General features: G+C 41.7%; 17 protein-coding genes and 1 riboswitch. Of the genes, 15 read left to right on the forward strand and 2 right to left on the reverse strand.

The window, feature by feature from the left end:
• Positions 1–20: 20 nt before the first annotated feature.
• Positions 21–560, reverse strand: a complete 540-nt coding sequence (locus PGQ33_RS02885; protein WP_008374904.1) for a helix-turn-helix domain-containing protein — start codon at positions 558–560, stop codon at positions 21–23.
• Between the two features lie 235 nt (positions 561–795).
• Here PGQ33_RS02885 and PGQ33_RS02890 point away from each other — a divergent pair, with 235 nt between their 5' ends.
• The 9 genes from PGQ33_RS02890 (at position 796) to PGQ33_RS02930 (ending at position 15,587) form a co-directional block, all read left to right on the forward strand.
• On the forward strand, positions 796–1,050 hold the full coding sequence (locus PGQ33_RS02890; RefSeq protein ID WP_117556196.1) for a hypothetical protein: 255 nt from the start codon (positions 796–798) through the stop codon (positions 1,048–1,050).
• A gap of 55 nt (positions 1,051–1,105) precedes the next feature.
• On the forward strand, positions 1,106–1,603 hold the full coding sequence (locus PGQ33_RS02895) for a YaiI/YqxD family protein (RefSeq protein WP_117834005.1): 498 nt from the start codon (positions 1,106–1,108) through the stop codon (positions 1,601–1,603).
• Positions 1,600–2,031, forward strand: a complete 432-nt coding sequence (locus tag PGQ33_RS02900) for a flavodoxin family protein (protein WP_270205226.1) — start codon at positions 1,600–1,602, stop codon at positions 2,029–2,031. Before PGQ33_RS02895 ends, PGQ33_RS02900 begins: the two co-directional genes overlap by 4 nt.
• A 568-nt stretch (positions 2,032–2,599) precedes the next feature.
• Positions 2,600–2,675, forward strand: a riboswitch (cyclic di-GMP riboswitch).
• Between the two features lie 87 nt (positions 2,676–2,762).
• A complete protein-coding gene (locus PGQ33_RS02905; protein ID WP_270205227.1) occupies positions 2,763–3,578 on the forward strand; it encodes a substrate-binding periplasmic protein in 816 nt (271 codons plus the stop codon).
• A complete protein-coding gene (locus PGQ33_RS02910) occupies positions 3,562–5,718 on the forward strand; it encodes a response regulator (RefSeq protein ID WP_270205228.1) in 2,157 nt (718 codons plus the stop codon). Before PGQ33_RS02905 ends, PGQ33_RS02910 begins: the two co-directional genes overlap by 17 nt.
• A gap of 30 nt (positions 5,719–5,748) precedes the next feature.
• Positions 5,749–7,599, forward strand: a complete 1,851-nt coding sequence (locus tag PGQ33_RS02915; RefSeq protein WP_195501726.1) for an ABC transporter substrate-binding protein — start codon at positions 5,749–5,751, stop codon at positions 7,597–7,599.
• A 5-nt stretch (positions 7,600–7,604) separates the two neighbouring features.
• Positions 7,605–10,556, forward strand: coding sequence for a hybrid sensor histidine kinase/response regulator (locus PGQ33_RS02920; RefSeq protein ID WP_270205229.1), 2,952 nt, complete (start codon positions 7,605–7,607; stop codon positions 10,554–10,556).
• A gap of 102 nt (positions 10,557–10,658) precedes the next feature.
• Positions 10,659–12,683 (forward strand): ATP-binding protein, encoded by a 2,025-nt coding sequence (locus PGQ33_RS02925; protein ID WP_270205230.1) that lies wholly within the window; start codon positions 10,659–10,661, stop codon positions 12,681–12,683.
• A 36-nt stretch (positions 12,684–12,719) separates the two neighbouring features.
• Positions 12,720–15,587, forward strand: a complete 2,868-nt coding sequence (locus PGQ33_RS02930; protein WP_270205231.1) for a transporter substrate-binding domain-containing protein — start codon at positions 12,720–12,722, stop codon at positions 15,585–15,587.
• Positions 15,588–15,729: 142 nt separating this feature from the next.
• Here PGQ33_RS02930 and aroC read toward each other — a convergent pair whose 3' ends face one another.
• Positions 15,730–16,836, reverse strand: a complete 1,107-nt coding sequence (gene aroC, locus PGQ33_RS02935) for a chorismate synthase (RefSeq protein ID WP_270205232.1) — start codon at positions 16,834–16,836, stop codon at positions 15,730–15,732.
• Positions 16,837–17,142: 306 nt separating this feature from the next.
• Between aroC and PGQ33_RS02940 the strand changes: the two genes are divergently transcribed.
• The 6 genes from PGQ33_RS02940 (at position 17,143) to PGQ33_RS02965 (ending at position 25,519) form a co-directional block, all read left to right on the forward strand.
• Positions 17,143–19,032 (forward strand): L,D-transpeptidase family protein, encoded by a 1,890-nt coding sequence (locus PGQ33_RS02940; RefSeq protein ID WP_270205233.1) that lies wholly within the window; start codon positions 17,143–17,145, stop codon positions 19,030–19,032.
• Positions 19,033–19,054: 22 nt separating this feature from the next.
• Positions 19,055–20,188 (forward strand): tRNA guanosine(34) transglycosylase Tgt, encoded by a 1,134-nt coding sequence (gene tgt / locus PGQ33_RS02945; RefSeq protein WP_117834022.1) that lies wholly within the window; start codon positions 19,055–19,057, stop codon positions 20,186–20,188.
• An 86-nt stretch (positions 20,189–20,274) separates the two neighbouring features.
• Positions 20,275–20,553 carry a preprotein translocase subunit YajC gene (yajC, locus tag PGQ33_RS02950; protein WP_008374927.1) on the forward strand — a complete coding sequence of 93 codons (279 nt, stop codon included), beginning with the start codon at positions 20,275–20,277 and terminating at the stop codon, positions 20,551–20,553.
• Between the two features lie 130 nt (positions 20,554–20,683).
• Positions 20,684–22,228 (forward strand): 4-alpha-glucanotransferase, encoded by a 1,545-nt coding sequence (gene malQ / locus PGQ33_RS02955; protein WP_270205234.1) that lies wholly within the window; start codon positions 20,684–20,686, stop codon positions 22,226–22,228.
• Between the two features lies 1 nt (position 22,229).
• A complete protein-coding gene (locus PGQ33_RS02960) occupies positions 22,230–23,276 on the forward strand; it encodes a LacI family DNA-binding transcriptional regulator (protein WP_117823117.1) in 1,047 nt (348 codons plus the stop codon).
• Entirely contained in the window at positions 23,261–25,519 is a 2,259-nt protein-coding gene (locus PGQ33_RS02965) for a glycogen/starch/alpha-glucan phosphorylase (protein WP_270205235.1), read from the forward strand. The genes PGQ33_RS02960 and PGQ33_RS02965 overlap by 16 nt, the downstream gene beginning before the upstream one ends.
• Positions 25,520–25,651: the final 132 nt, after the last annotated feature.

The following is a 25,651-nucleotide window of genomic DNA, read 5'->3' on the forward strand; positions in this document are numbered from 1 at the left end:
TGTATAATCCTCCTGTGTACTTAAAAACTTGGGGGAGTGCTGACCCAGATCAGGCGTGCCCCGGAAGAAGACGATGCTTCTATATAATGCTTTGCGTGGGGAGTAAAATAAAAGGATTCTCCCTTTTTAGCTTTGTAGACCTTATTGCCTACGTGGATTTTGACGGAACCCTGAAGCACGTATCCGAATTCCTCACCTTCGTGTGGAAGATCCGGGTAGGTTGCACCGCCCGGAGCCAGGGTAAGACGGATCGGTTCCATCATATTGCGCTGGGCATTCGGAATGATCCATTCAATCGTATTCTTCAGATCAGTATCCTTTTTTTCAAAATAATCCTCATCACCGAAGACAACCTGTTCTTCCTCGTCATCGCTGAAAAATTCATTCAGATTGGTGCCGAGACACTGCAGAATATCAACCAGTGTGGCGATAGAAGGAGAAGTAAGATCCCGTTCCAGCTGGGAAATGAATCCCTTCGAAAGCTCACTCCGGTCTGCAAGTTCTTCCTGGGTAAGATTTTTCGCAATACGGAGCTCCCTTACTTTCTGTCCTATATTCATAAATAGCTCCTTTCTGTAAATTGTTTGTAAAAATAAAAATAAACCTAGAGTTTAGTATTTCTATACACACGACAAGTTTTATTATACTATAGTTTATAGAAAAAGCAACCGTTTTATAAGGAAAATAGAGGTTTTTTTGAAAAATAGAAAACGTGTAAGAATTGACTAATTTTAGTTAATTACAAAAAAGTTTGATTTGTTTAGTAAAGGCTGTAGCTTTACAGATGATTCTGTTATGACAATAGCAGTTGGAGAAGCTCTTCTTGCAGTCGGAACGGAAGCTACAGTAAAGAAAATAGAAGAAGCGGTAGTAACTAACATGCAGGATTGGGGAAAAAGATATCCATATGCAGGTTATGGTGGAAGATTCAGGTATTGGTTTAGAGAAAGAAATCCTAAGCCATACGGAAGTTATGGGAATGGTTCTGCCATGAGAGTGTCAGCGGCGGGATGTGGTGCTAGAATAGTGTTTGGTGAAAAGAGGGAATAGTGGTATAATTCTATTGTAGTAGATTTTAGATATAAAAAGAAATGGAGAGGCACTAGTGCAGATATTTGTAGATGCAGATGCATGTCCGGTAGTAGATATTATCGAGACAATAGCAGAGAAATATAATATTCCAACTACATTGCTGTGTGATACAAATCATATTTTGTATTCTGATTATAGCGAAGTGATTGTAGTAGGGGCAGGAGCAGATGCAGTAGATTATAAACTGATTAGTATCTGCCATAAAGGAGATATTGTCGTATCACAGGACTATGGTGTTGCAGCAATGGCACTAGGAAAAGGTGCATATGCCATTCATCAATCGGGCAAATGGTACACGAATGACAATATTGAACAGATGCTCATGGAACGTCATTTGAATAAAAAAGCCAGAAGAAGTTCCCATAAGAATCATATCAAGGGACCGAAAAAACGAACAGAAGAAGATGATGTAAGGTTTGCACAGTCTTTTGAAAAAATGCTCATGATGGTACAGGAGAAATTTCAAAAGAATACTAAAACAATGGAGACAGGCAGAAAGGAAAACAAATGAGAAAAGCAATCGTATACGCATCTGTACATCATGGAAATACAGAAAAACTAGTAAAGGGCATAGCAGAAGAATGCCAGGTCGATTTGATTGATGCTGTAAAACAGCCAGATGTAGATCTGAGCAGTTATGATATGATTGGATTTGCATCAGGAATCTATTTTTCAAAATTTCATCAGTCGATATTGGGATTTGCAGAGAAGAATCTACCGGACGATAAAAAGGTATTTCTGATCTGTACTTATGGTGGAAGTGCGAATTATAAATCCATAGAGCAGATTTTGGACGAGAAGCGTTCTAAAGTGATAGGAAAATTCGGATGCAAGGGTTATGATACATTTGGTCCATTTAAACTGGTAGGTGGTATTGCAAAAGGACATCCGGATGAGGAAGATATAAAAAATACAGTTGAGTTTGTAAAAGAATTATAAGTAGCCCGCAAATAAAAAGTCAAGGTTAAATGGTTACTTTTTGTTTGAGTTTCCAAACTTTTATGTGACAAACGTAGCTGTCTGTGATATTATTAAGATAATATAAGCGAAAAAGACTTTTGCGGAAACGAAAGTATTTTCAAATTTTATTTTACGAATGTACTTCCTATAATAAAACTAATTACTTGCAAAATTGATAACTAATATTTTTCTGCTATTACAGGTACAATAAGAACATGTAATAACAGAAAGAAATGAGGTATAGTTACTTGCAGATAGAGAAGTATATCGCAGATAAAATAACATCTTTATGTGAGAAGCGTGATATCAGTAAACACAGATTATCGCAGCTGCCGGGAATTTCCCAGTCGTCACTGAGAGAATCATGACGCAGGAAACAGTAATGTCAATGCTGCGTGGACTTTGGAAGTAGGAGAACAGTTCGAGTATATGTATCGGCTGTTCTTTTTTTATTTTTCAGCGTTAAAGCGGTGAGGTTTTTCTTATGCACGATAGATTGTGGGAGTATAATAACATCAATGTTTTTGCATAAGTTTAAAAACTATAATAGGATGATCGGCAAACCAGATGAAAATCTGGGACGCAAAGCTACAGGGCCTGTAAAATGGCAGCCAGTTGCATGAAATGAGATGCACTGTCTGTAGGACAGTGTTTTTTTATTTCATAGATATATGAAAAAAACGAAAAGGATAGTTAGGAATAGGCGGAAAATGAAAGGGAAAAGAGTAATTGCAGGCATTCTGCTTGCGGAAATTTTAGCAGTCACCCTGGCAGGGTGTAAAAACATAGATAACACCAGAGAAGAAACAGAAAAGCCGGTCATTACACTCGGCAGCGATAACTACCCACCATACAATTATCTGAATGAGGATGGTGTACCTACGGGCATAGATGTAGAACTTGCTACAGAAGCTTTCAAAAGAATGGGATATCAGGTGGATGTTGTCCAGATCAACTGGGAGAAGAAAAAAGAATTGGTAGAAAGCGGAGAGATTGACTGTATCATGGGCTGCTTTTCCATGGAAGGACGCCTTGATGATTACCGCTGGGCAGGACCATACATAGCAAGTCGACAGGTGGTAGCCGTAAACGAGAGCAGCGATATCTATAAGTTGAGTGATCTGGAGGGAAAGAATCTGGCTGTCCAGTCCACAACCAAACCGGAAGGTATCTTTCTGGACAGGATGGATGAGAGAATCCCAAAACTGGGCAATCTGATCAGTCTTGGACACCGGGAACTGATCTATACGTTTCTGGGAAAAAGGTATGTGGATGCAGTTGCCGCACATGAGGAATCTGTTGTCCAGTATATGGAGGATTATGATACAAGCTTCCGTATCCTGGAAGAGCCTCTGATGATCACCGGAATAGGTGTTGCTTTTGCAAAAGATGATGACAGAGGAATCTGTGAGCAGATGGAACAGACATTGGAAGAAATGCGCCAGGATGGCACATCCCTGAAAATCATTGAAAAATATCTGGATGATCCCCAGAAGTATCTGGAGGTGGATGATCTTGGATATTAAGAAAAAAGAAAAACGAATCCAGCTGCTCGGCGGTCTGCTTGGAATCTGTGTGGTGGTAGTCTCCCTGTTTTATTTCTTCCACGCAGAAAAAGCGGAAGCAGAGAAAAGAATGGTGGAGATTGTAAATTATGTGAAAGTGCAGTGTTCCACCTACACCCATTATAATGAATCATCGGAATCCAAAAGTCTCCTCCGTGCCATTGAAAGTGCCAGACAGATGAGTACAAATATTAAAACGGAAACAGAAAACGGCGGGCAGCTAAGCCGGGATTTTCTGAAGGGAAATCTGCAGACTCTCTGGGTGGATGGTATCCTTGTATTGGATGCAGATGGAAAGACGGACTGTGAATACAGCACAGATGAGTCTCTGACTAATGAGATTACGGAGTATCTGCAAAAAGACATCATCATGGATTTTGCCGGATATGAAGAAAGAAGCTATTCGGAACGGTTTACCAGGGAAGATGGGTCACATATCGATATTGCAGCCTGTGCCAGAAAAGATGCACCGGGCATCGTCGCAATCTACTATTACACTTCTCCTGAATTTGCCAGAAACTATACACTGACGATACAGGGGCTTTTAAACGGTTATAGTACTCAGAAAGATGGAACGATTCTTGTTGCAGACAATGGGACAGTTGTTGCCTGCAATGATGAGAGCCTGTTGGGGCAGAATACAGCTGACAACGAAGTGGTTCAGGCAATGAAAAAGCATACAGACAGTCAACATATCTATCATTTTAAGAAAGAAGGAATCGGATGTTACGGAATCATGCTGAAGCAGCGTGATTATTATATCTATGCATATCTTCCTGATACGGAAGTATTCCACAACCTTCCATTAAATGTGATGAGTGTTATTTTTCTTTATTTTTTGATGTTCGGTTTATTCTGGTTCTGGCCATATAAAACCAATCTGACACATCAGAAACTGGAACAGGAAAAAGATGAAAAATATAAAGCAGAACTTCTGATAGCAGCTAAAAAGGCAGAAGCCGCCAATGAGGCAAAAACAGAGTTTCTTCAGCGAATGAGCCATGATATCCGGACTCCGATTAATGGAATTTGCGGCGTGCTCAATGTGGCAGATCATTATGCAGACGATATGAAAAAACAGACGGAATGCAGGGCAAAAGTCAAAGAGGCCTCTCATCTGCTTCTGGAACTGGTAAACGATGTCCTGGATATGAGTAAGCTGGAGTCAGATGAAGTGATTCTGGAAGAAATACCATTCAATCTGAGCGGTATTTTCAGGGAAGTATTTGTTGTGATTGAACAGATTGCAGCAGAACAGAATATTCGGATTGCGTGGGAGAAAAAAGAAATCATACACCGGAATCTTATCGGAAGTCCGGGGTATGTGAAACGTGTGATGATGAATATTCTGTCGAATGCGGTGAAATATAACAGAGAAAACGGACATATTTATATCAGCTGCGTAGAAATTCCATCCGAACAGCCAGAAACGGCGATAATGAAATTTGTCTGCCGGGATACCGGAATCGGAATGGCAGAAGAGTTCCAAAAACATATTTTTGAACCATTTGCACAGGAACATGCAGGAAGCCGCACAAAATTTGCCGGAACAGGTCTGGGAATGCCAATTACCAAAAAACTGGTTGAAAAAATGGGTGGAACCATTATGTTTAAAAGTAAAGAAGGTGTTGGGACAACATTTGTGATCCAGGTTCCATTCAGAATAGATCTGGCTACGGATAAACGGAAAGAACAGAAGGATGCATCAGAAAAAACGATAAAGGGGCTGCACATTCTTCTGGCGGAAGATAATGAGCTGAACATGGAAATTGCAGAATTTATGTTTCAGAATGAAGGCGCTGAAGTGACCAAAGCATGGAATGGACTGGAGGCTGTTGAAATATTTGAAAAAAGCAGACCTGGTGAATTTGATGTGATTCTGATGGATATCATGATGCCAGTCATGAATGGTTATAATGCCACAAAGAGGATCCGTTCTATGGACAGAGAGGATGCTAAGGAAATACCGATCATTGCAATGACAGCAAATGCATTCACAGAGGACAGAATAAGAGCAAAAGAAGCAGGGATGGATGAGCATATTTCCAAGCCTGTTGATGGGAATTTACTGGTAAAGGTAATTCATGAATTGTTGAACTAGCGGAAAATAATTTCAAATGGGAGATTCGTAATGAAAAAGAAAAAATGGAATAAGATACTTGCTGTACTTTTGGTGATGGTGACAGCCATATCGCTTCTGTCAGGATGTGGCAGCAAAAGCGCAGAAAAAGAAGATGCAGAAACAATCACGGTGTATTTATGGAGTACAAGCCTGTATGAAAAATATGCACCTTATATTCAGAAACAGCTCCCGGATATCAATGTTGAATTTGTCGTAGGCAATAATGATCTGGATTTCTACAAGTTCCTTAAGGAGAACGGTGGACTGCCGGATATTATAACCTGCTGTCGTTTTTCACTGCATGACGCCAGTCCTCTGAAAGACAGTCTGATGGATCTTTCCACAACCAATGTTGCAGGTGCTGTCTATGACACCTACCTTAGCAATTTTATGAATGAGGATGGAAGCGTAAACTGGCTTCCGGTGTGTGCGGATGCGCATGGTTTTGTGGTGAACAAAGATCTTTTTGAGAAATATGATATTCCGTTGCCAACAGATTATGAAAGCTTTGTCTCTGCCTGCCAGGTATTTGACGAAGTGGGTATCCGCGGGTTTACGGCAGACTATTATTATGATTATACCTGTATGGAGACACTGCAGGGTCTGTCAGCGTCAGAACTGTCTTCCGTGGATGGACGCAAGTGGCGCACTGCCTACAGTGACCCGGATAATACAAAGAGAGAAGGTCTGGACAGTACAGTCTGGCCGGCGGCTTTTGAACATATGGAACAGTTTATCCGGGATACCGGTCTGAGCCGGGATGATCTGGATATGAATTATGATGATATAGTTGAGATGTATCAAAGTGGTAAGCTTGCCATGTATTTTGGCAGTTCTTCCGGGGTGAAAATGTTTCAGGATCAGGGGATAAACACAACATTTCTTCCGTTCTTCCAGAAGGATGGTGAAAAGTGGCTGATGACTACGCCGTATTTCCAGGTGGCTTTAAACAGCGACCTGGCAAAGAATGAAGCACGCCGAAAGAAAGCAATGAAGGTTCTGAACACAATGCTTTCAGAGGATGCACAGAAGCAGATCATTTATGATGGGCAGGACCTGTTAAGCTACAGTCAGGATGTGAATATGCAGCTTACGGAATATCTGAAAGATGTGAAACCTGTGATCGAAGAAAATCGTATGTATATCCGCATTGCGTCAAATGACTTTTTCTCTGTTTCCAAGGATGTGGTTTCCAGGATGATCTCAGGAGAATACGATGCAGAGCAGGCCTATGAGTCATTTAACACTCAGCTTCTTGCGGAGGGATCAACTTCAGAGAATATCGTGTTGGATTCGCAGAAATCCTATTCCAACCGCTTTCATAGCAGTGGGGGCAATGCAGCTTATTCGGTTATGGCAAACACTCTGCGTGGCATTTATGGGACGGATGTACTGATCGCAACCGGAAACAGCTTTACAGGAAATGTACTGAAGGTCGGTTATACTGAAAAAATGGCTGGTGACATGATCATGCCAAATGGTCTTTCGGCTTACAGCAGTAAGATGAGCGGAGCTGAACTAAAAGAGACAGTTAAAAACTTTGTAGAAGGCTACCAGGGTGGTTTTGTTCCGTTCAATCGTGGCTCCCTGCCTGTGTTCAGCGGCATTTCTGTGGAAGTCAAAGAAACAGAAAATGGTTATACACTGAGCAAAGTTACAAAAGATGGAAAAAAAGTTCAGGACAATGATGCTTTTACAGTAACCTGTCTTGCGATACCAAAACACATGAAAGCTTATCCGACAGATGAGAATATTGTGTTTGATGGAGGAGATATCAATGTGAAAGACAACTGGACAGGATATATTTCAGATGGTGATGTCATTCTTGCAGAGCCTGAAGATTATATGACTCTGAGGTGAGAAGAATGGATATTAAGAATCATAATACAAAAAGAGAGAATCCTGTCACGAGAAAATGGTTAAGGATAGCAGTTTTTATTGCTGTTTTTGTGGGAATTGTTTTGATGGTTTTTCGATATTTTGGATTTGTGTCGAAAACTATTTATGAAGAAAGTGTTTCTCATCTGACGGAGGTTTTTCATCAGTCTGATAATATGCTGAGGGAACTGACAGATAAGAACCTGACATATCTTCATATGTGGGGAGAGAATCTGCAGGATATTTCCAACGAAGACGAAATCCATGATCATATAAAGAAAGCGCAGGAAGCTGCCGGCTTTTTGGACTTCTTTTTTCTGTCTGCTGACGGGAACTATAAGAGGGCAACAGGGGAAAACGGATACCTTGGATTACAGGAAAATATTGAAGAGGAGATCCGGCAGGGAAAAGATGTGATAACGAACGTGGCAGTTCCCGGGAAATCCCAGCTGCTTGTTTTTGCTACTCCCAGGGCGCATGGAATTTATCAGGGATTTGAATATGATGCGATCGCCATTGCGTATGAAAACTCTGATATCGTAGATGTACTGGATATTTCCGCTTTCAATGGAAATGCTCAGAGTTTTATTGCTCATCCGGATGGTCGTGTTGTGGTTGACCATTCTTCCAAGTCATGGGGGAATGTGTATAATTTCTTCGGTGTTCTGAGGGAGCATTCTGATATGTCTGAAAATGAGATCAATGAGCTTTCGGATAAGTTTAAAGCAGGACGCACCGGTGCAATGCTGCTAAATCTGGATGGAAGGAACTATTATCTGATCTATGAAAAATCGGATATCCAGGACTGGATCTTTCTGGGACTTGTAAGGGCAGATATCGTTAATTCCAGTTTGAACAGTCTGCAGCGTAGTACGATATTTCTTGTCAGTGTGGTTGTATTCTGTATTGCTGCATTTTTTATCAGTCTGATTATTCAAAAAGGCAGAACAGACCTCAGGAAAAAGGATACGGAGATTCTGTACCGTGATGAACTGTTTCAAAAGCTTTCGATGAATGTAGAGGATGTTTTCCTGATGTTGGATGCAAAAACATATCAGGCAGATTACGTCAGTCCAAATGTGGAAAAACTACTGGGTATTACAGTAGAACAGATCAGTAAAGATATTCGTGCCCTGGGAAAACTGCATCCGCCGGAATGTGAAGATCCATACAAAAATTATCTGGAGGAAATCCAGGTTCATGAACAGAGAGAAAGGGATTTTGAATATGTTCATATGAAGACAGGAGAAAGACGCAGATTCCATAATATTGCAATGGGCAGTGAGGTAAACGGGAAAAAGAAATATATTCTGGTTATGTCAGACCGTACCTCTGACTGGAAAATGAATCAGGCACTTTCTGAGGCAGTACGTGCAGCGGAGACAGCAAACAAGGCAAAGAGTACTTTCCTTTCCAATATGTCTCATGATATCCGGACACCAATGAATGCGATTATCGGTTTTACGACATTGGCTGTAAGTAATATTGACGACAAAAAAAGAGTTCGGGATTATCTGGGCAAGATACTTTCCTCAAGTAATCATCTGCTTTCGCTGATCAATGATATATTGGACATGAGTCGGATTGAGAGTGGAAAGATCCACTTGGAAGAAACAGAAGTCAGCCTGTCTGATGTGCTTCATGATCTGAAGACCATTATCAGTGGGCAGATTCATGCGAAGCAGCTGGAGCTTTATATGGATGCCATGGATGTCACAAATGAGAATGTCTATTGTGATAAGACGCGGCTGAATCAGGTGCTGCTGAATCTCTTGTCTAATGCGGTTAAGTTTACACCTGCAGGAGGAACCGTTTCTGTCCGGATCAGACAGTACCCTGGGAAAGTAAAAGGCAGCGAGCTGTACGAGATCCGGGTAAAGGACAACGGAATCGGCATGAGCCAGGAATTTGTGCAGAAGATTTTTTCTCCTTTTGAGAGGGAGAGGACGTCCACAGTCAGCAGGATCCAGGGCACAGGACTTGGTATGGCGATCACTAAGAATATTGTGGATATGATGGGCGGAACCATTGAGGTTCAGACAGAACAGGGCAAAGGCACCGAATTTATTGTTCGTCTGTCATTCCGGATTCAGTCTGAGCACCAACGTATAGAGAAAATCGCAGAGCTGGAGGGGCTTAAGGCACTGGTTGTAGATGATGACTTTAATACCTGTGACAGTGTGACAAAAATGCTTATGAGGGTCGGAATGCGTTCGGAATGGACACTTTCCGGCAGGGAGGCGGTTCTCCGTGCACGGCAGTCAGTGGAACTGGGAGATGCGTTCCATGCTTATATCATTGACTGGCGTCTGCCGGATATGAATGGCATTGAAGTCACCCGCCAGATCCGCAGCCTTGGAGATGATACACCGATCATAATCCTGACGGCTTATGACTGGTCTGATATCGAAGCAGAAGCCAAGGCAGCAGGAGTGACTGCATTCTGCGCAAAGCCTTTGTTCATGTCAGATATCAGAGAGACTTTGATGACTGCTATCGGTCAGAGCCAGTTCGAGTCAGAGGATTCAATTCTTCCGGAAGCAGGTTCGGATTTCAGAGGCAGATGTATATTACTTGTGGAAGACAATGAACTGAACAGTGAAATTGCGGTGGAGCTCCTTAATGAATATGGCTTTCTGGTTGACACTGCCGAAAATGGAGCAGAGGCCGTGGAGAAAGTTAAGAATTCGAAGCCGGGGAATTATGATCTGGTGCTGATGGATGTGCAGATGCCGATAATGAATGGATACGAGGCCACCAGGCAGATCCGTGCGCTGGATGATCCGGCACTGGCGGGAATTACCATCCTTGCCATGACTGCCAATGCTTTTGATGAGGACAGAAAGGAAGCACTGGAATGTGGTATGGATGGGTTCTTATCCAAACCGATAGATATAGAGGAATTGATCAGTATCTTACACGCACATTTGCTGGATTAGGCAGCAGATGTGCGTTACAATAATGATTATTATCGGAGATGGATGAAAGTAGCTATTACCATGAAGTACAGAGACTTTCAAATTTTAAAGAGAGGGTAGCGTATGGATGATTTTAAAAAACTCACAGAACAACTTTTGAAAATATATATTAATGACGGATCAGTAAATAATCTTGGTATAGAAAATTATTTTGATGAAAATATCAGTCTGATTGGAACTGGGAAACATGAGTTATTCACGAATCTGCATGAGTTTTTAGAATCATTCAAATTTGATGTAAAACGAAGAGGAAAAATCAGACTCGAAGTAAGAAATTTACATCAGGAAGAAGAAAGACTTGATGATGACCATGTTCTTGCACATGGAACAGTAGATTTTACTGGTCTGTTTAAAGATGGTTCAATCTGTTTTAAAATGGAGACAAGATTTACGATTATCTATAAGTGGACGAATGGAAAATGGCTGGTTCAGCATCTGCATCATTCAACACCGGATCTGGAACAGATGGACGGTGAAGAGTTCCCTCTCGCATTGGGGAAGCAGGTCAAAAAAACCCGGCAGGCCCTTCATGCATTAGGTACTGCTTATTATCATATCTCAAGGCTGAACTTAAAAACAAAGAAGATAGAACTTGTCAAAAGATCTCGAGAAATGGATATGGGTATTAAAGAGAATACTGCAGATTGGGATCCTCAGTTCAAGATTATCGAAGATATTATAGCAGAACCATTTGTGCAGAAGTATATGGAATTTTTTGACATACAAACCATGGCGGTACGTCTTCATAATAAAGAATCTATGTCTTCCGAATTCAAAAAGAAGGATGGATCATGGTTTCTTTCCATGGTTGTTCCTCAGAGTTATGATAAAAATGGAAATGTGACATCCGTGTTGTTTGCAAATAGAGATGTGACAGATGAAAAATTGAGGGAATTAAAACAAGAGGAAGAATTGCGGGAAGCTAAATTAAAAGCGGAATGTGCAAACAAAGCAAAATCATCATTTCTGTTAAATATGTCTCATGATATCAGAACTCCTATGAATGCAATCATTGGTTATGCAGAACTGGCATCCAGACATTTGCAGGAAACAGATAAGCTTGGCAGATATCTTGAAGAAATCCAAATATGCGGAAAAGAACTTTTGTCGATGCTTGGTAATGTTTTAGATCTTGCAAGAATTGAGAATAATAAGGTTGAGATGGAATACACTGTTTCAAATGTCCATGAGTGCTTTGAAAATTGTGTCATTATGTTCCAACAACAGGCAGAAAGTAAAAATCAGACGATCTCTTTGACAGAACAAATCATGTATCCGTATGTGTATATGGATGAACCTCACTTGTCAGAAGTCTGTCTTAATATAATAAGCAATGCAATAAAGTATACAAATACAGGAGGTTGGATATCCTGTAATGTTGTACAGAAATCCTGTGAAAAAGAAGACTGGTGCAATATGATCATTAGTATTACCGATAATGGAATTGGTATGTCTGAAGAATTCCAAAAGCGTGTTTTTGAAACTTTTGAAAGAGAACGTAACACTACATCCAGTCATATTGAGGGCAGCGGCATCGGAATGGGCATTACAAAAAAGCTTGTAGAGCTCATGGATGGCACAATAGAAGTGAAAAGTAAGCAGGGTAAAGGTTCCACATTTACAGTAACTATTCCTTGCAGAAAAGCGTCAGAAGACGATTCTCTGGTAAAGAAAAACAGTAATTTGCGCAATAAGAATTGTTTGAACGGTGTTCGGATCTTACTGGTCGAAGATAATGAGATCAACACTGAAATCGCAACGGAATTATTGACGGAAGAAGGATGTATTGTTGAGACTGCCAATGATGGTGTTGCATGTATTGACATGATTGAAAAGGCTGATGCTGATTATTACAAGATGATCCTTATGGATATCCAGATGCCGGTTATGAATGGATATGATGCTACATTAGCTATCCGAAAGATGAAGGATACGAAAAAAGCCAGGATCCCTATTATTGCGATGACTGCCAATGCTTTCGCAGAAGATGCACAAAAGGGTCTTTCTGTTGGAATGAATGCTCATGTTGCAAAGCCTGTTGATATGAATATTCTTGTCCCAACCATGCTGAAATTTTTGGGTTTGTGACGTGTAATAATCTGGTGATTTAAGGAGAAAAGAACAATGTACAAAAGTAGAAAAAAATCAGACGTACTATTTGCAGGTATATTTGTGATTTTAGGAATGTGGATGATATTATCAGTACACTGCCGGGCCGCTGAAAAGAATAATGATGAAAAACAGTCACAGATCGTCCGTATCGGATCCTTTGAAGATACCTTTGATTATATCGATAAAAACGGTGTCAGACGAGGATATGGGTATGAACTCCTGCAGGCTCTGGCAGGCTATACCGGATGGAAATTTGAGTACGTGAAATGTGACTGGTCCAACTGCTTTGATAAGCTTGAAAATGGTGAGATTGATATCATGGGCGATATCTCTTATACCGATGAACGTGAACAAAGGATGCTTTTTTCAGATGAAGCGATGGGTGAAGAAAAATATATTCTTTATGCTGATTTGTCAAACATGGATCTGGGAATGTCCGATTTCAAATCTATGGACGGGAAACGAGTAGGTGTGCTCATGGATACAGAACCGGAAATTATGCTGACAGAATGGGAAAATAAGAATGGCATACATACAGAGCATGTAAATGTGAATAATAACGATGATGTCGAAAAGAAATTAGCGAATCATGAGATTGATGCTTTTGTATCTTTGGAGGAATCCGTCTGGTCTGAACAGGGAATATCATCTGTTACCACGATTGGCAAATCAGGCATATATTTTGCAATAAATAAAGAGCGCAGCGATATCAAGACGGAGCTGGACTGGGCAATGCGCAAGCTAGATCAAGATAGTCCATTTTTTAAGGCAGATTTGTATAAGAAGTATTTTACGCTTGAATATAGTCAGATTCTTACAGGTGAAGAAAAGTCCTGGGTGGAAGAACATGGTAACATCCGGATCGGATTTCAGAGCAATGATCCGGCGGTATTTTCCATGGACGAAGAAACTGGAAAACTTACCGGAATGCTGGCAGAATATGTATCCTATGCCAAAGGCTGTCTGGGGAATCAGATACTGGAATTTAATATACATGAATACAATGATTATGACGAAATGATTCAGGCTTTACAAGAGCATGAGATTGACATGATTTTTTATGCCGGCAGAAATCCCAGTTTTGCAGAAGAAAAAGGATATGCACTTACAAACACAGCTTGGACTTACAGTCTGATGGCGGTAACTGATGAGAAAAATTTTGATGAGTATAATGTGTATACAGTAGCTGTGCCAAAGGAAAAAGAAGCCTTAAAGCAGCATATTGCTTTCAGTTATCCACAATGGAAGCTGGTAGATTGTGATTCGCTTGATGATGCGGCAGATATGGTCTTGAATGAAAAGGCAGACTGTTTCCTCATGGGAGCAAGCCAGGCGATGATATATGATAACAGTCGAAATTTCAAGAGTGTTCCACTTACAAAAACAATGGAGGCATGCTTTGCAGTAAGAGGTGGAGAGGGTAGTCTTTTATCAATACTGAATAAAACCTTAAAGGCCATGCCGTCTGACATGCTTACAAGTGCACTTGCTATCTATGACAGTACGGCAGATAAGGTAAACTTTTCGGACTTTGTAAAAGACAATATGCTTGCTTTTTTTCTCGCCGCAGGATTCTCTGCATTTAGCATTATTGTTATTATCCTCGTACTTTTGCGGAAGGCAAGAAAAGCAGAAACTGTTGCAAAGCTTGCAGCAAATAATACACAAAAACTCAATAATAAACTGGAGATTGCTCTGGAAAAAGCAGAGGATGCCAGTCTCGCAAAGACTCGTTTCCTTAACAATATGTCACATGACATCCGTACTCCTATGAATGTAATTCTGGGCTATGCACAGCTTATGGAGAATGAACTGAAAGAAAAAGACATGCCTGAAACCTTAGAACATTTGGAAAAACTGCAGCAGTCGGGGAATCTTCTCCTGTCAATCATAAATAATGTACTGGATATGGCCCGGATCGAGAGTGGAAGGATGGAACTTGATGAGAATTACTGCCGGATTGAAGATGTCAGGAAGTCTTTGTTTGCAGTATTTGATGAGAAAGCAAGGAAAAAGAATATTGCGCTTCATTACACGATGAATGTAGAACATGAGCATGTACTGACAGATGTTACCAAGGTGAAAGAAATATTTGTCAACATCCTGAGCAATGCTATAAAATATACTCCGTCCGGTGGTTCTGTTATGATGAACGTAGATGAATTGCCATGCGACAAGCCAGGGTACATGATCGTGAGGAACAGAGTGAGTGATACAGGAATTGGCATGAGTCAGGATTATATGACGAAGATTTTCGACGCATTCACACGTGAACAGAACACTACAAAGAGCAAAATCGCAGGAACCGGACTGGGAATGTCGATAGTCCGGAAATATGTTGATCTGCTTGGTGGAACAATAGATGTAGAGAGTGAACTTGGAAAGGGCAGCACCATTACAGTTACACTTAAACATAAGATAGCCGATGAAAGCTATTATGTAAAAAAACATATTGAAGAGTCTGGAACAGGCAGCGAAATCCTTGAAGGCAGGAATATCCTTCTGGCAGAGGATAATGATCTGAATGCAGAGATCGCAGAAGCAATCCTTGAGCGTGCCGGCCTTAAAACAGAACGTGTGGAGGATGGCATTCAATGTGTAAATATGATAGAAAAGATGCCGGCAGGTACATATGATATGATCCTGATGGATATTCAGATGCCGAAAATGAACGGTTATAAAGCAACACAGGCAATCAGACGCCTGCCGGATAAGGATAAAGCATGCATACCTATCATTGCAATGACAGCAAATGCATTTGAAGAAGATAAGAGAGATGCTCTTGCGGTTGGTATGAATGGTCATATCGCAAAACCCATTGAGCTTGATAAACTGCTGTCGATGTTAGCGGAAGTAATAAGGCAACAAGAAAATTGCTAATTTCATGGCACGGGAGAAAGAAGGCAGATGAGGAATTATAGATGCAGAGAAACGACAGAAGCTCCATCCTCAAGGCTGCCGACTAAGATTTACCTTTTTCACCGGAGTAGCCGGATGCGATGAGGACGGAAGATTGTTGGGTTTATTTTTCAGTGCCGTAGAAGCTTTTGAGTTTGTCCATTCGGGCACTCATGTTGGTGAAGAGCAGATCGAGGATCGTGATTGCGGCCATGGATTCTACGACTACGACGGCGCGTGGGACGATGACCGGGTCGTGACGTCCTTTAATGATCATTTCGGTGTTTTCTCCATCTTTGGTGACGGTGGACTGTGGCTGTGAAATGGACGGAGTCGGCTTTACTGCCGCGCGGAAGATGATCTTGCTTCCGTCACTCATACCGCCGAGGACACCGCCTGCATGGTTGGTGTCTTTGGTGATCCTTCCATCTTTTGTATGGAAGGAATCATTGTTGATACTTCCTTTTGTATCTGCAGCTTTAAAGCCGTCACCGATCTCAAAGCCTTTGACTGCTCCGATGGACAGCATTGCTTTGGCAAGATTGGCGTCCAGTTTTTCAAATACGGTATCACCGATTCCTACCGGCATACCGGTAACAACACATTCAATGATGCCTCCTGAAGAATCCTGATTTTTAATACATTCTTCCAGATAGGCAGATGCTTTTTGGGCATATGCGTTGCTTGGCATATAAATCGGGTTCTGGAAAATCTCTTCCGGATGGTATTCATTTTCCGGAACAGATACCGGACCGATTGCTTTCGTATAAGCATGTACTTCAATGCCAAGTTCTTTCAAAATCTTAGCAGCAACTGCACCTGCTGCAACTCTGGCAGTAGTTTCTCTTCCGGAAGAGCGTCCCCCTCCTCTGTAATCACGGAAACCATACTTTTCATCAAATGTATAATCTGCGTGTCCCGGCCTGTATGTGTTCATAATATTTCCGTAATCACGGGAACGCTGATCCTGGTTCTGTACGAGAATTGAAATCGGAGTTCCGGTCGTCCGGCCTTCAAATACGCCGGACCAGATCTGTGCCATATCACTTTCCTTACGTCCGGTTGTAAACTGGCTTTGTCCGGGTTTTCTTCTATCCAGATAAACCTGGATATCCCCCTCTGAAAGAGAAAGCCCTGCCGGACACCCGTCGATCACAACACCGATCCCCTTTCCGTGCGATTCCCCCCATGTAGAAATCTGAAACAATCTTCCATAAATAGATCCTGCCATACTATATACCATCCTTTCTGTAAGCTTTTATTTATAAAGAATTAATTTGTGAATCAGTCAAAACGAAAAAACGAACAATAAAGCAGAAGAACACTTGCGCGATGGGATTTGAAACATTTCGTTTATTCTATTTGTCATCACAACGCAAATCATTCATTTCCCCAAAATCACCTCATTATTATAATAGAAGATTCTCATCCCAACAAGTGATAAAAATATGAAAGTTAAAGTTATGTATTGTATTTACACGCCCCTTCGTATTATAATGACTACATATTGAGTGAAAAAAGGAAGTCAATAGTATAAATGAGTGAAAAGAGTATGAATGAAAAAAACGAAAGAAATCTTGACAGCACAGTAGATGAAATCATGGAAGAGATCAGAGAGCAGACTGTAAGTGAGGTGAAGGACATCAATGAAAAAGAACAGAAAAGCGAAGAAAGACCGCGGAAAAAGAAAGTCACTAAAACAAAACGTCCTTCAGGCCATCACGTATCTGGCGATGGTGTGGATCATAAAGCAGCCTCAGGCGAAGATCGACCGGTTAAGAAAAAGGCTCCGCGCCGGAAAAAGAAAGTAGTTCGTGAAGAGACCGGGCTTCTGGATCTGGATGGAGCAGAAGAATGGCGGGATGAAGAAGAGACAGCAGTACCACCGGTTATTAAAAGTGCAGATATTTTAAGCAGTGGAGATGCAGAAGCATTCAATCCGGATGAGGAAGAAATTTTTGATGATTCTTTCTTTGATGAAGAAGAGGAAAAGCCGCATAGAAGAACTAAACGGAAGAAAAAGCAAGGCTCTGAAAAGTCCGGTAAAGTGGTTAAAATTATAGTTGGCGCTGTGGTTGGAGTGGCAGCGGTTGTTTATCTTGGATTTTCCGTATATTTCATGAATCATTTCTATTTTAATACGAAGATCAATGGTGTGAACTTTTCCGGAAAATCAGTTTCGGCAGTAGAGTCATACATGAAGAGTCAGGTAGATGGATATGTTCTCACGATGAAGGAATCAGACGGAACAGAAGAGAAGATTGCCGGAACAGATATTTCTCTTGCGTACAAAGCAGGAGATGAACTGCAGAAGCTCGTAAAAGAGCAGAATGCATTTCTGTGGCCGGTCTGCCTTGGAAAGACACAGACAATTACGGCATCAGTCGGTGTTACATATGACGAAAACCAGCTGGATACCCTGATTAACGGTCTCGAGTGTATGCAGGCAGATCAGCAGGTTGAACCGGTAAATGCACATCCGGAGTATGACGGCAATTCGTATGTAGTCAAAGCCGGGGAGACCGGAAGTAAGATTGATACCGAGAATTTCAAAAAGGTAGTGAAAGAATCAATCGAAGGTTTCAAAAGCGAGATTGATATGACCGCTGAAGACTGCTATGTAGAACCAAAATACACAATCGAGTCAGAAGAAGTGAAGAAAGCATGTGACGATATGAATAAGTATCTGAAGGCAAGTATCACTTATACCTTTGGTTCGAATACAGAAGTTGTAGATAAAGATCTGATTTCCCAGTGGGTAACGGTAGATGATAACATGGCAGTTACCTTTAACAGTGATGCAGTTGTAAAATATGTACAGCAGCTGGAGAGTAAGTATGACACTTACCAGACAAAGAGAACATTTACAACCGGAGGCGGCAACAGTGCAACGGTTGAAGGTGGAGACTATGGATGGATCATTGATGAAGCTGCCGAGATTGCAGCCCTTGAAGCGAATATCCGCAATGGAGAGACTGTAACGAGAGAGGCGAATTATTCACAGACTGCAGCAAGTCATGACGGAGCAGACTGGGGGAATACTTATGTTGAAGTCGATCTGACAAACCAGTATCTGTATCTTTTTGTAAATGGTGCAATTGTGACACAGGGACCGATCGTTACCGGTAAGCCAAGCAGAGGAGATGCTACACCGCAGGGAGTATATATTCTGAAATACAAAGAAAAAGATACAACCCTTCGTGGACCAAAGAAGGAAGATGGAAGTTACGAATGGGAATCACCGGTTACTTACTGGATGCCGTTTAACGGTGGAATCGGACTGCACGATGCACCGTGGCAGACGAATTTTGGCGGGGACTGGTACCTGGAACATGGGTCACGCGGATGTGTCAACTTGCAGTATGATGTTGCAGAGACGGTGTTCAACAATGTAGATTCCGGAACACCGGTTGTATGTCATTACTAAATTTATGAGAGAGGTTATTTTTATGTATGAACTGATAAAAAGGGACGGTCGCGCCAAGCGCGGCCGCTTCCATACCGTACACGGAGTGATCGAGACTCCTGTATTTATGAATGTAGGAACAATTGCAGCGATTAAAGGGGCTGTTTCTACCGCAGATCTTGAAGAAATCGGAACACAGGTGGAACTGTCTAATACTTATCATTTGCATGTGCGTCCGGGAGATCAGGTAGTGAAAAAGCTTGGCGGGCTGCACAAATTTATGGCCTGGGACAAGCCGATCCTTACTGATTCCGGTGGATTCCAGGTGTTTTCTCTTGCCGGACTCAGAAAGATTAAGGAAGAGGGTGTATACTTCAATTCCCATATTGACGGAAGAAAGATTTTTATGGGACCGGAAGAGAGTATGCAGATTCAGTCGAATCTGGCGTCTACGATCGCGATGGCATTTGATGAATGTCCGTCCAGTGTAGCAGAAAGGAAATATATGCAGGCATCGGTAGAGCGTACAACGAGATGGCTCGCAAGATGTAAAGAAGAGATGGCAAGACTCAATTCTCTTGATGATACGATCAACAAACATCAGATGCTTTTCGGAATCAATCAGGGGGGTGTCTATGAAGATATCCGTATAGAGCATGCACAGCAGATTGCAGAGATGGATCTGGATGGATACGCAGTCGGCGGACTCGCAGTTGGTGAGACACATGAAGAGATGTACCGGATCCTGGATGCAGTAGTTCCTTGTCTTCCGGTTGCCAAACCGACTTATCTGATGGGAGTCGGAACGCCGGCGAATATTCTGGAAGCGGTAGACAGAGGTGTGGATTTCTTTGACTGCGTATATCCAAGCCGTAACGGAAGACATGGTCATGTTTATACAAAGCATGGTAAGTTGAATCTGTTCAATGCAAAATTCGAACTGGATGAACGCCCGATCGAAGAAGGCTGTCAGTGCCCGGCCTGCCGCCGTTATTCAAGAGCTTATATCCGGCATCTGCTGAAAGCAAAAGAGATGCTTGGAATGCGGCTTTGCGTTCTCCACAATTTATATTATTATAATCATCTTATGGAAGATATCAGAGGAGCGATCGAAGAGGGAAGATATGCTCAGTTTAAGAAAGAGACACTGGCAAAAATGGAAGAAAAAGAAGATTAGGATAAAAAAATTCTAAAATGTCTTGATGAATGTCCTATTATTGTGTATGATGGTAACAGTGTCTATTTTAGCAGGAGGAAAGAAAAATGAATAATCCAATCGTACTTATTTTATTTTACGTTGTAATTATCGGAGGATTCTGGTGGTTACTGATGAGACCACAGAAAAAGGAACAGAAGAGAGTACAGCTTATGTTATCTGAACTGGCTGTAGGAGATACTGTTCTTACAACAAGCGGTTTTTATGGAGTTGTTATTGATATTACAGATGAAGACGTAATCGTTGAATTCGGAAGCAACAAGAATTGCCGTATCCCGATGCAGAAGTCTGCGATCATGCAGGTTGAAAAGCCGGAGAACAACTAAATCAATTTTTTTAAAAAAGTTGAAAAAAAGCATTGCATTTTATGTGCAATGCTTTTATAATACAATTATTGGAAACGTTACCGATACCGATACCGAAACCGTTACCGTAGAAAGATGTGAGGTGCATATTATGAGAACAAGCGGTGTATTACTGCCGGTGGCAAGTCTGCCATCAAAATATGGAATAGGTGCTTTTTCGAAAGAAGCATACGAGTTTGTAGATACACTTGAGAAGGCAGGTCAGAGCTACTGGCAGATCCTTCCGTTAGGTCCGACAGGGTATGGAGATTCGCCGTATCAGTCTTTCTCAACTTTTGCAGGAAATCCGTATTTTATAGACCTGGAAAAGCTGATAAAAAAGGGCTGGATTACAAAAGATGAATGTAAGGCATATGACTTTGGTGATAATGCGGGATATGTGGATTATGAAAAGATTTACAACTGCAGGTATGAGATCTTAAGAAAAGCATATGAAAGAAGCCGGATCGCAGATGATGCAGATTTTCAGAAGTTCTGTAAGGCGAATAAAGAATGGCTGGATGATTATGCGCTTTATACGGAGATCAAAGCTGCGAATGGTGGGAAAAGCTGGAGCGAATGGGAAGATGAATATCGTCTGAGAGATGAGCTTGCGCTGGAAAAATTCGCCAAAGAGAATCAGGAAGGGATCCTGTTCCAGAAGTTTATGCAGTATGAATTCGCAACACAGTGGAGTGCACTGAAAGCATATGCGAATGAAAAAGGGATTGAGATCATTGGTGATATCCCGATTTATGTAGCATTTGACAGCGCAGACAGCTGGTCGCATCCGGAACTGTTCCAGTTTGATGAGAACGGACTTCCGACTGGTGTTGCAGGGTGTCCGCCAGATGCATTTAGTGCAACCGGACAGCTTTGGGGCAATCCGCTTTATAAGTGGGAATATCATAAGGAGACCGGATATGCATGGTGGATGAAGAGAATCCGTCATTGTGTAGAACTTTATGACGTGATCCGAATTGATCATTTCCGTGGATTCGATGAATATTATTCCATTCCATACGGAGATCTGACAGCGGAATTCGGACATTGGGAAAAAGGACCGGGAATGGATATTTTCCGGACGGTAAAAGAGTCTCTGGGTGATGTGAAAATTATTGCAGAGGATCTTGGATTCCTGACAGACAGTGTGATCCGGATGGTGGAAGAGTCCGGATATCCGGGAATGAAAGTTCTGGAGTTTGCATTTGATTCCAGAGAGCCTAGCAATTATCTGCCGCACAATTATGATAAGAACTGCGTAGTATACACAGGAACCCATGACAATGAAACACTGGCAGGATGGTACAGAGAATTAAAAAAAGAAGATAAGAAGTTTGCGCTTCGCTATATGGGAAGAAAGAAACTCAGTATCAATGAAGCAGTATGGGAAATCATCCGTCTTGCGCAGTCGAGCGTGGCGGATACCTGTATCATTCCGATTCAGGATTATCTCTGCCTCGGTAATGAAGCGAGGATCAATCATCCGTCAACTCTTGGCGGCAACTGGATCTGGAGACTTCATAAGGATGAGATTTCAAAAAAACTCGTGAAGAAGATCCGTAGGATGACAGAACTTTATTGCAGAATCCCGGAGAAGACCGAAATGACCCTTAAGGCTGAAGATGCAGAGGACTTAGGAGAAGAAAAGAAATAAAATGGGAATGACGATTAAAGATATTGCGAAGAAGTGCGGGGTCGGAGTCAGCACCGTGTCCCGTGCGCTGAACAATCATCCGGATATCAATCCTGAAACCAAAAAGATGATTTTAAAGACGGTTGAAGAATCAAATTTTGTGCCAAATAACAGTGCAAGGAATCTGAAACGGACCGATTCGAAATCCATTGCGATTCTGGTAAAGGAGATTGATAATCCATTTTTCGCAACGATGATGCGGGTAATGGAAAAAAAGATCCGCAAACAGAAATATTCCTTTTTTATCCAGCATATGGGAAAGGATCAGGATGAGGTCGATACCGCACTGGAGCTGATCAAAGAAAAAAAGCTCAGAGGGATTATTTTCCTGGGTGGGGATTTCAGGAAGAACAAAGAGCGGATTGCAAAGATAAAGGTTCCGTTTGTTGTTAGTACGTCAGCATTTGATAAACTGCCGGAGAAATGTATCGCATCCTATGTATCGATCGACGACCGCGCGGAAAGCCGTAAGATTGTAGATCATCTGTGTGAGACCGGACACAAAAAGATTGCAATCCTTGCCTCGGATAAGAAAGATGAGAACATTGGAAAACTCAGACTGGAAGGTTACAGGGAAGCACTAAAAGCACATGGTCTGGAAGTCGATGAGGAAAGAATCTGTTATCTGGATGAAGAAGATACCACATATTCGATGGAAAACGGATATCGGATGATGAAAAAACTGCTGAAAAAAGAAACAGAATTTACCGCAGTATTTGCAATTTCCGATCTGATGGTGATTGGTGCATGCAAGGCGCTTCTGGAAGAAGGAAAAAGGATTCCGGAGGATGTGGCGGTTGCGGGATTTGACGGACTTGACTATACCGGATTTTATCAGCCGGCGATTACTACGATGGCGCAGCCGGTCGAAGAGATCGCGAGACAGTCTGTCGGGATTCTGTTTGACATGATAGAAACAAAGAAAAGCCAGGAAGGAAAATATCTTCCGGCAACACTGAAAGAAAGAGAATCAACTACAGGAGGTAGAAGAACATGGAAGCAAGACTGACAGAGATTTTACAGGAGAAATTCCAGACAGGACTTGAACAGGCAACGAATGAACAGGTATATTATGCGCTGCTTACACTGACAAAGGAACGGATCAAAGAAGGACCGAAGAACGAAGGAAAGAGAAAACTCTATTATATTTCCGCAGAATTCCTGATCGGAAAGCTTTTATCCAACAACCTGATCAACCTTGGAATTTATGATGAGACAGCAGAGGTGCTGAAAAAGCATGGGAAAAATCTTGCAGAGATCGAAGAAGTTGAACCGGAACCGTCTCTTGGAAATGGTGGACTTGGACGATTGGCAGCCTGCTTCCTGGATTCCATTGCAACACTCGGACTTCCGGGAGACGGAATCGGGCTGAACTATCATATGGGTCTGTTCAAACAGGTATTTACCGACCACAAACAGGATGAACAGAAGAATCCGTGGATTGAAAAAGACAGCTGGCTCAATGATACCGGTATTTCATTTGAAGTCCCGTTCAAGGATTTCAGTCTTCGTTCCCATCTGTATGATATTGATGTAACCGGATACGAAGGCGGAAGCAACAAACTTCATCTTTTTGATGTAGAGACGGTAAATGATGCAATCGTTGGAAACGGAATCAATTTTGATAAGAACGATATCCGTGAAAACCTGACGTTGTTCCTCTATCCGGATGACAGCGACAAGGCAGGAAATCTGCTCCGTATTTATCAGCAATATTTTATGGTCTCCAATGCAGCACAGTACATCATCCGCGAGTGTGAAGAAAAGGGATATGATCTCAGAAAGCTTCATGAGCATGTGGCGATTCAGATCAACGATACACATCCTTCTATGGTTATTCCGGAGCTGATCCGTCTTCTTGTTCAGAAACAGATCGACTTCAATGAGGCGATTGAGATCGTACAGAAGACCTGCGCGTATACCAATCACACCATCCTCGCAGAGGCACTGGAAAAATGGCCGGTTGATTATCTGGAGCAGGTTGCACCACAGATCGTTCCGATCATCCGTGATCTGGATGCAAGAATTAAGGGAAGATATAAAGATCCGAGAGTCCATATTATCGATGACCAGAATCGTGTACACATGGCTCATATGGACATCCATTATGGATACAGTGTCAACGGAGTTGCTTATCTTCATACAGAGATCCTGAAAAATGAAGAGCTGAAACCGTTCTACGACATTTACCCACAGAAATTCAACAACAAGACTAATGGTATTACGTTCAGAAGATGGCTGTTGCACTGCAACCATGAACTGACTGCATGGCTGGATGAGAAGATCGGACCGGATTACCGAAAAGATGCAACAAAGCTTGAAAAACTGCTTGATTATGTAAATGATGAGGAAACTTTAAAGAGCCTTCTTGTAGTAAAACAGAAAAAGAAAGAGGATCTGGCAGCTTACTTAAAAGAAACACAGGGACTGGAAATCAATCCAAATTCAATTTTTGATATTCAGGTAAAACGTCTGCATGAATACAAGCGTCAGCAGATGAATGCATTATATGTGATCTACAAATATCTGGAGATCAAGAGTGGAAAGAAACCGGAGACTCCGATCACGGTAATCTTTGGAGCCAAGGCTGCACCGGCTTATATTATTGCAAAGGATATCATTCATCTGATCCTCTGCCTGCAGGAACTGATTGATAACGATCCGGAAGTTGCACCGTATCTGAAAGTGGTTATGGTAGAAAACTACAATGTGACACTGGCAGAAAAGCTGATTCCGTCCTGTGATATTTCTGAACAGATTTCTCTTGCATCCAAAGAAGCAAGTGGAACAGGTAACATGAAATTCATGCTGAACGGGGCTGTGACAATGGGCACAGAAGATGGAGCCAACGTAGAAATCCATCAGTTTGTAGGGGATGAAAATATCTACATCTTCGGAGAATCCAGTGAACAGGTTATCGAGCATTACCGCAAGATGGATTATAATGCAGTTGATTACTATATCAATGATGAAGAGATCCGCAGATTGGTAGACTTTATCATCAGCCCGGAACTTCTCCGTATCGGAGATAAATACCTGCTTCTTGAACTGCATGCAGAACTGATCCGTAAAGATTGGTTCATGACACTTCTTGATGTGAAAGAATATATCCAGAAGAAAGAACAGGCTTACGCAGATTATGAAGACCGTATGGCATGGGCAAAGAAGATGGTTGTGAATATCGCTAAAGCAGGATATTTCTCATCTGACAGAACCATTGCTGAATACAACAAAGACATCTGGCATCTGTAAAATGTAACTGTAAGAAAACAGAAGTTTGTCTCGCAAAAACAGAGACAGACTTCTGTTTTTTGTGCAAAAGTGTATTTTTATACGGTTTCTTCGGGAACTTCCTGTATTTCCCCTATTGCGGGAAAAGAGAAG

It is taken from the genome of Coprococcus sp. AM100_B19A (assembly GCF_027662015.1).
GTDB classification, from domain to species: Bacteria; Bacillota; Clostridia; order Lachnospirales; family Lachnospiraceae; genus Allocoprococcus; species Allocoprococcus comes.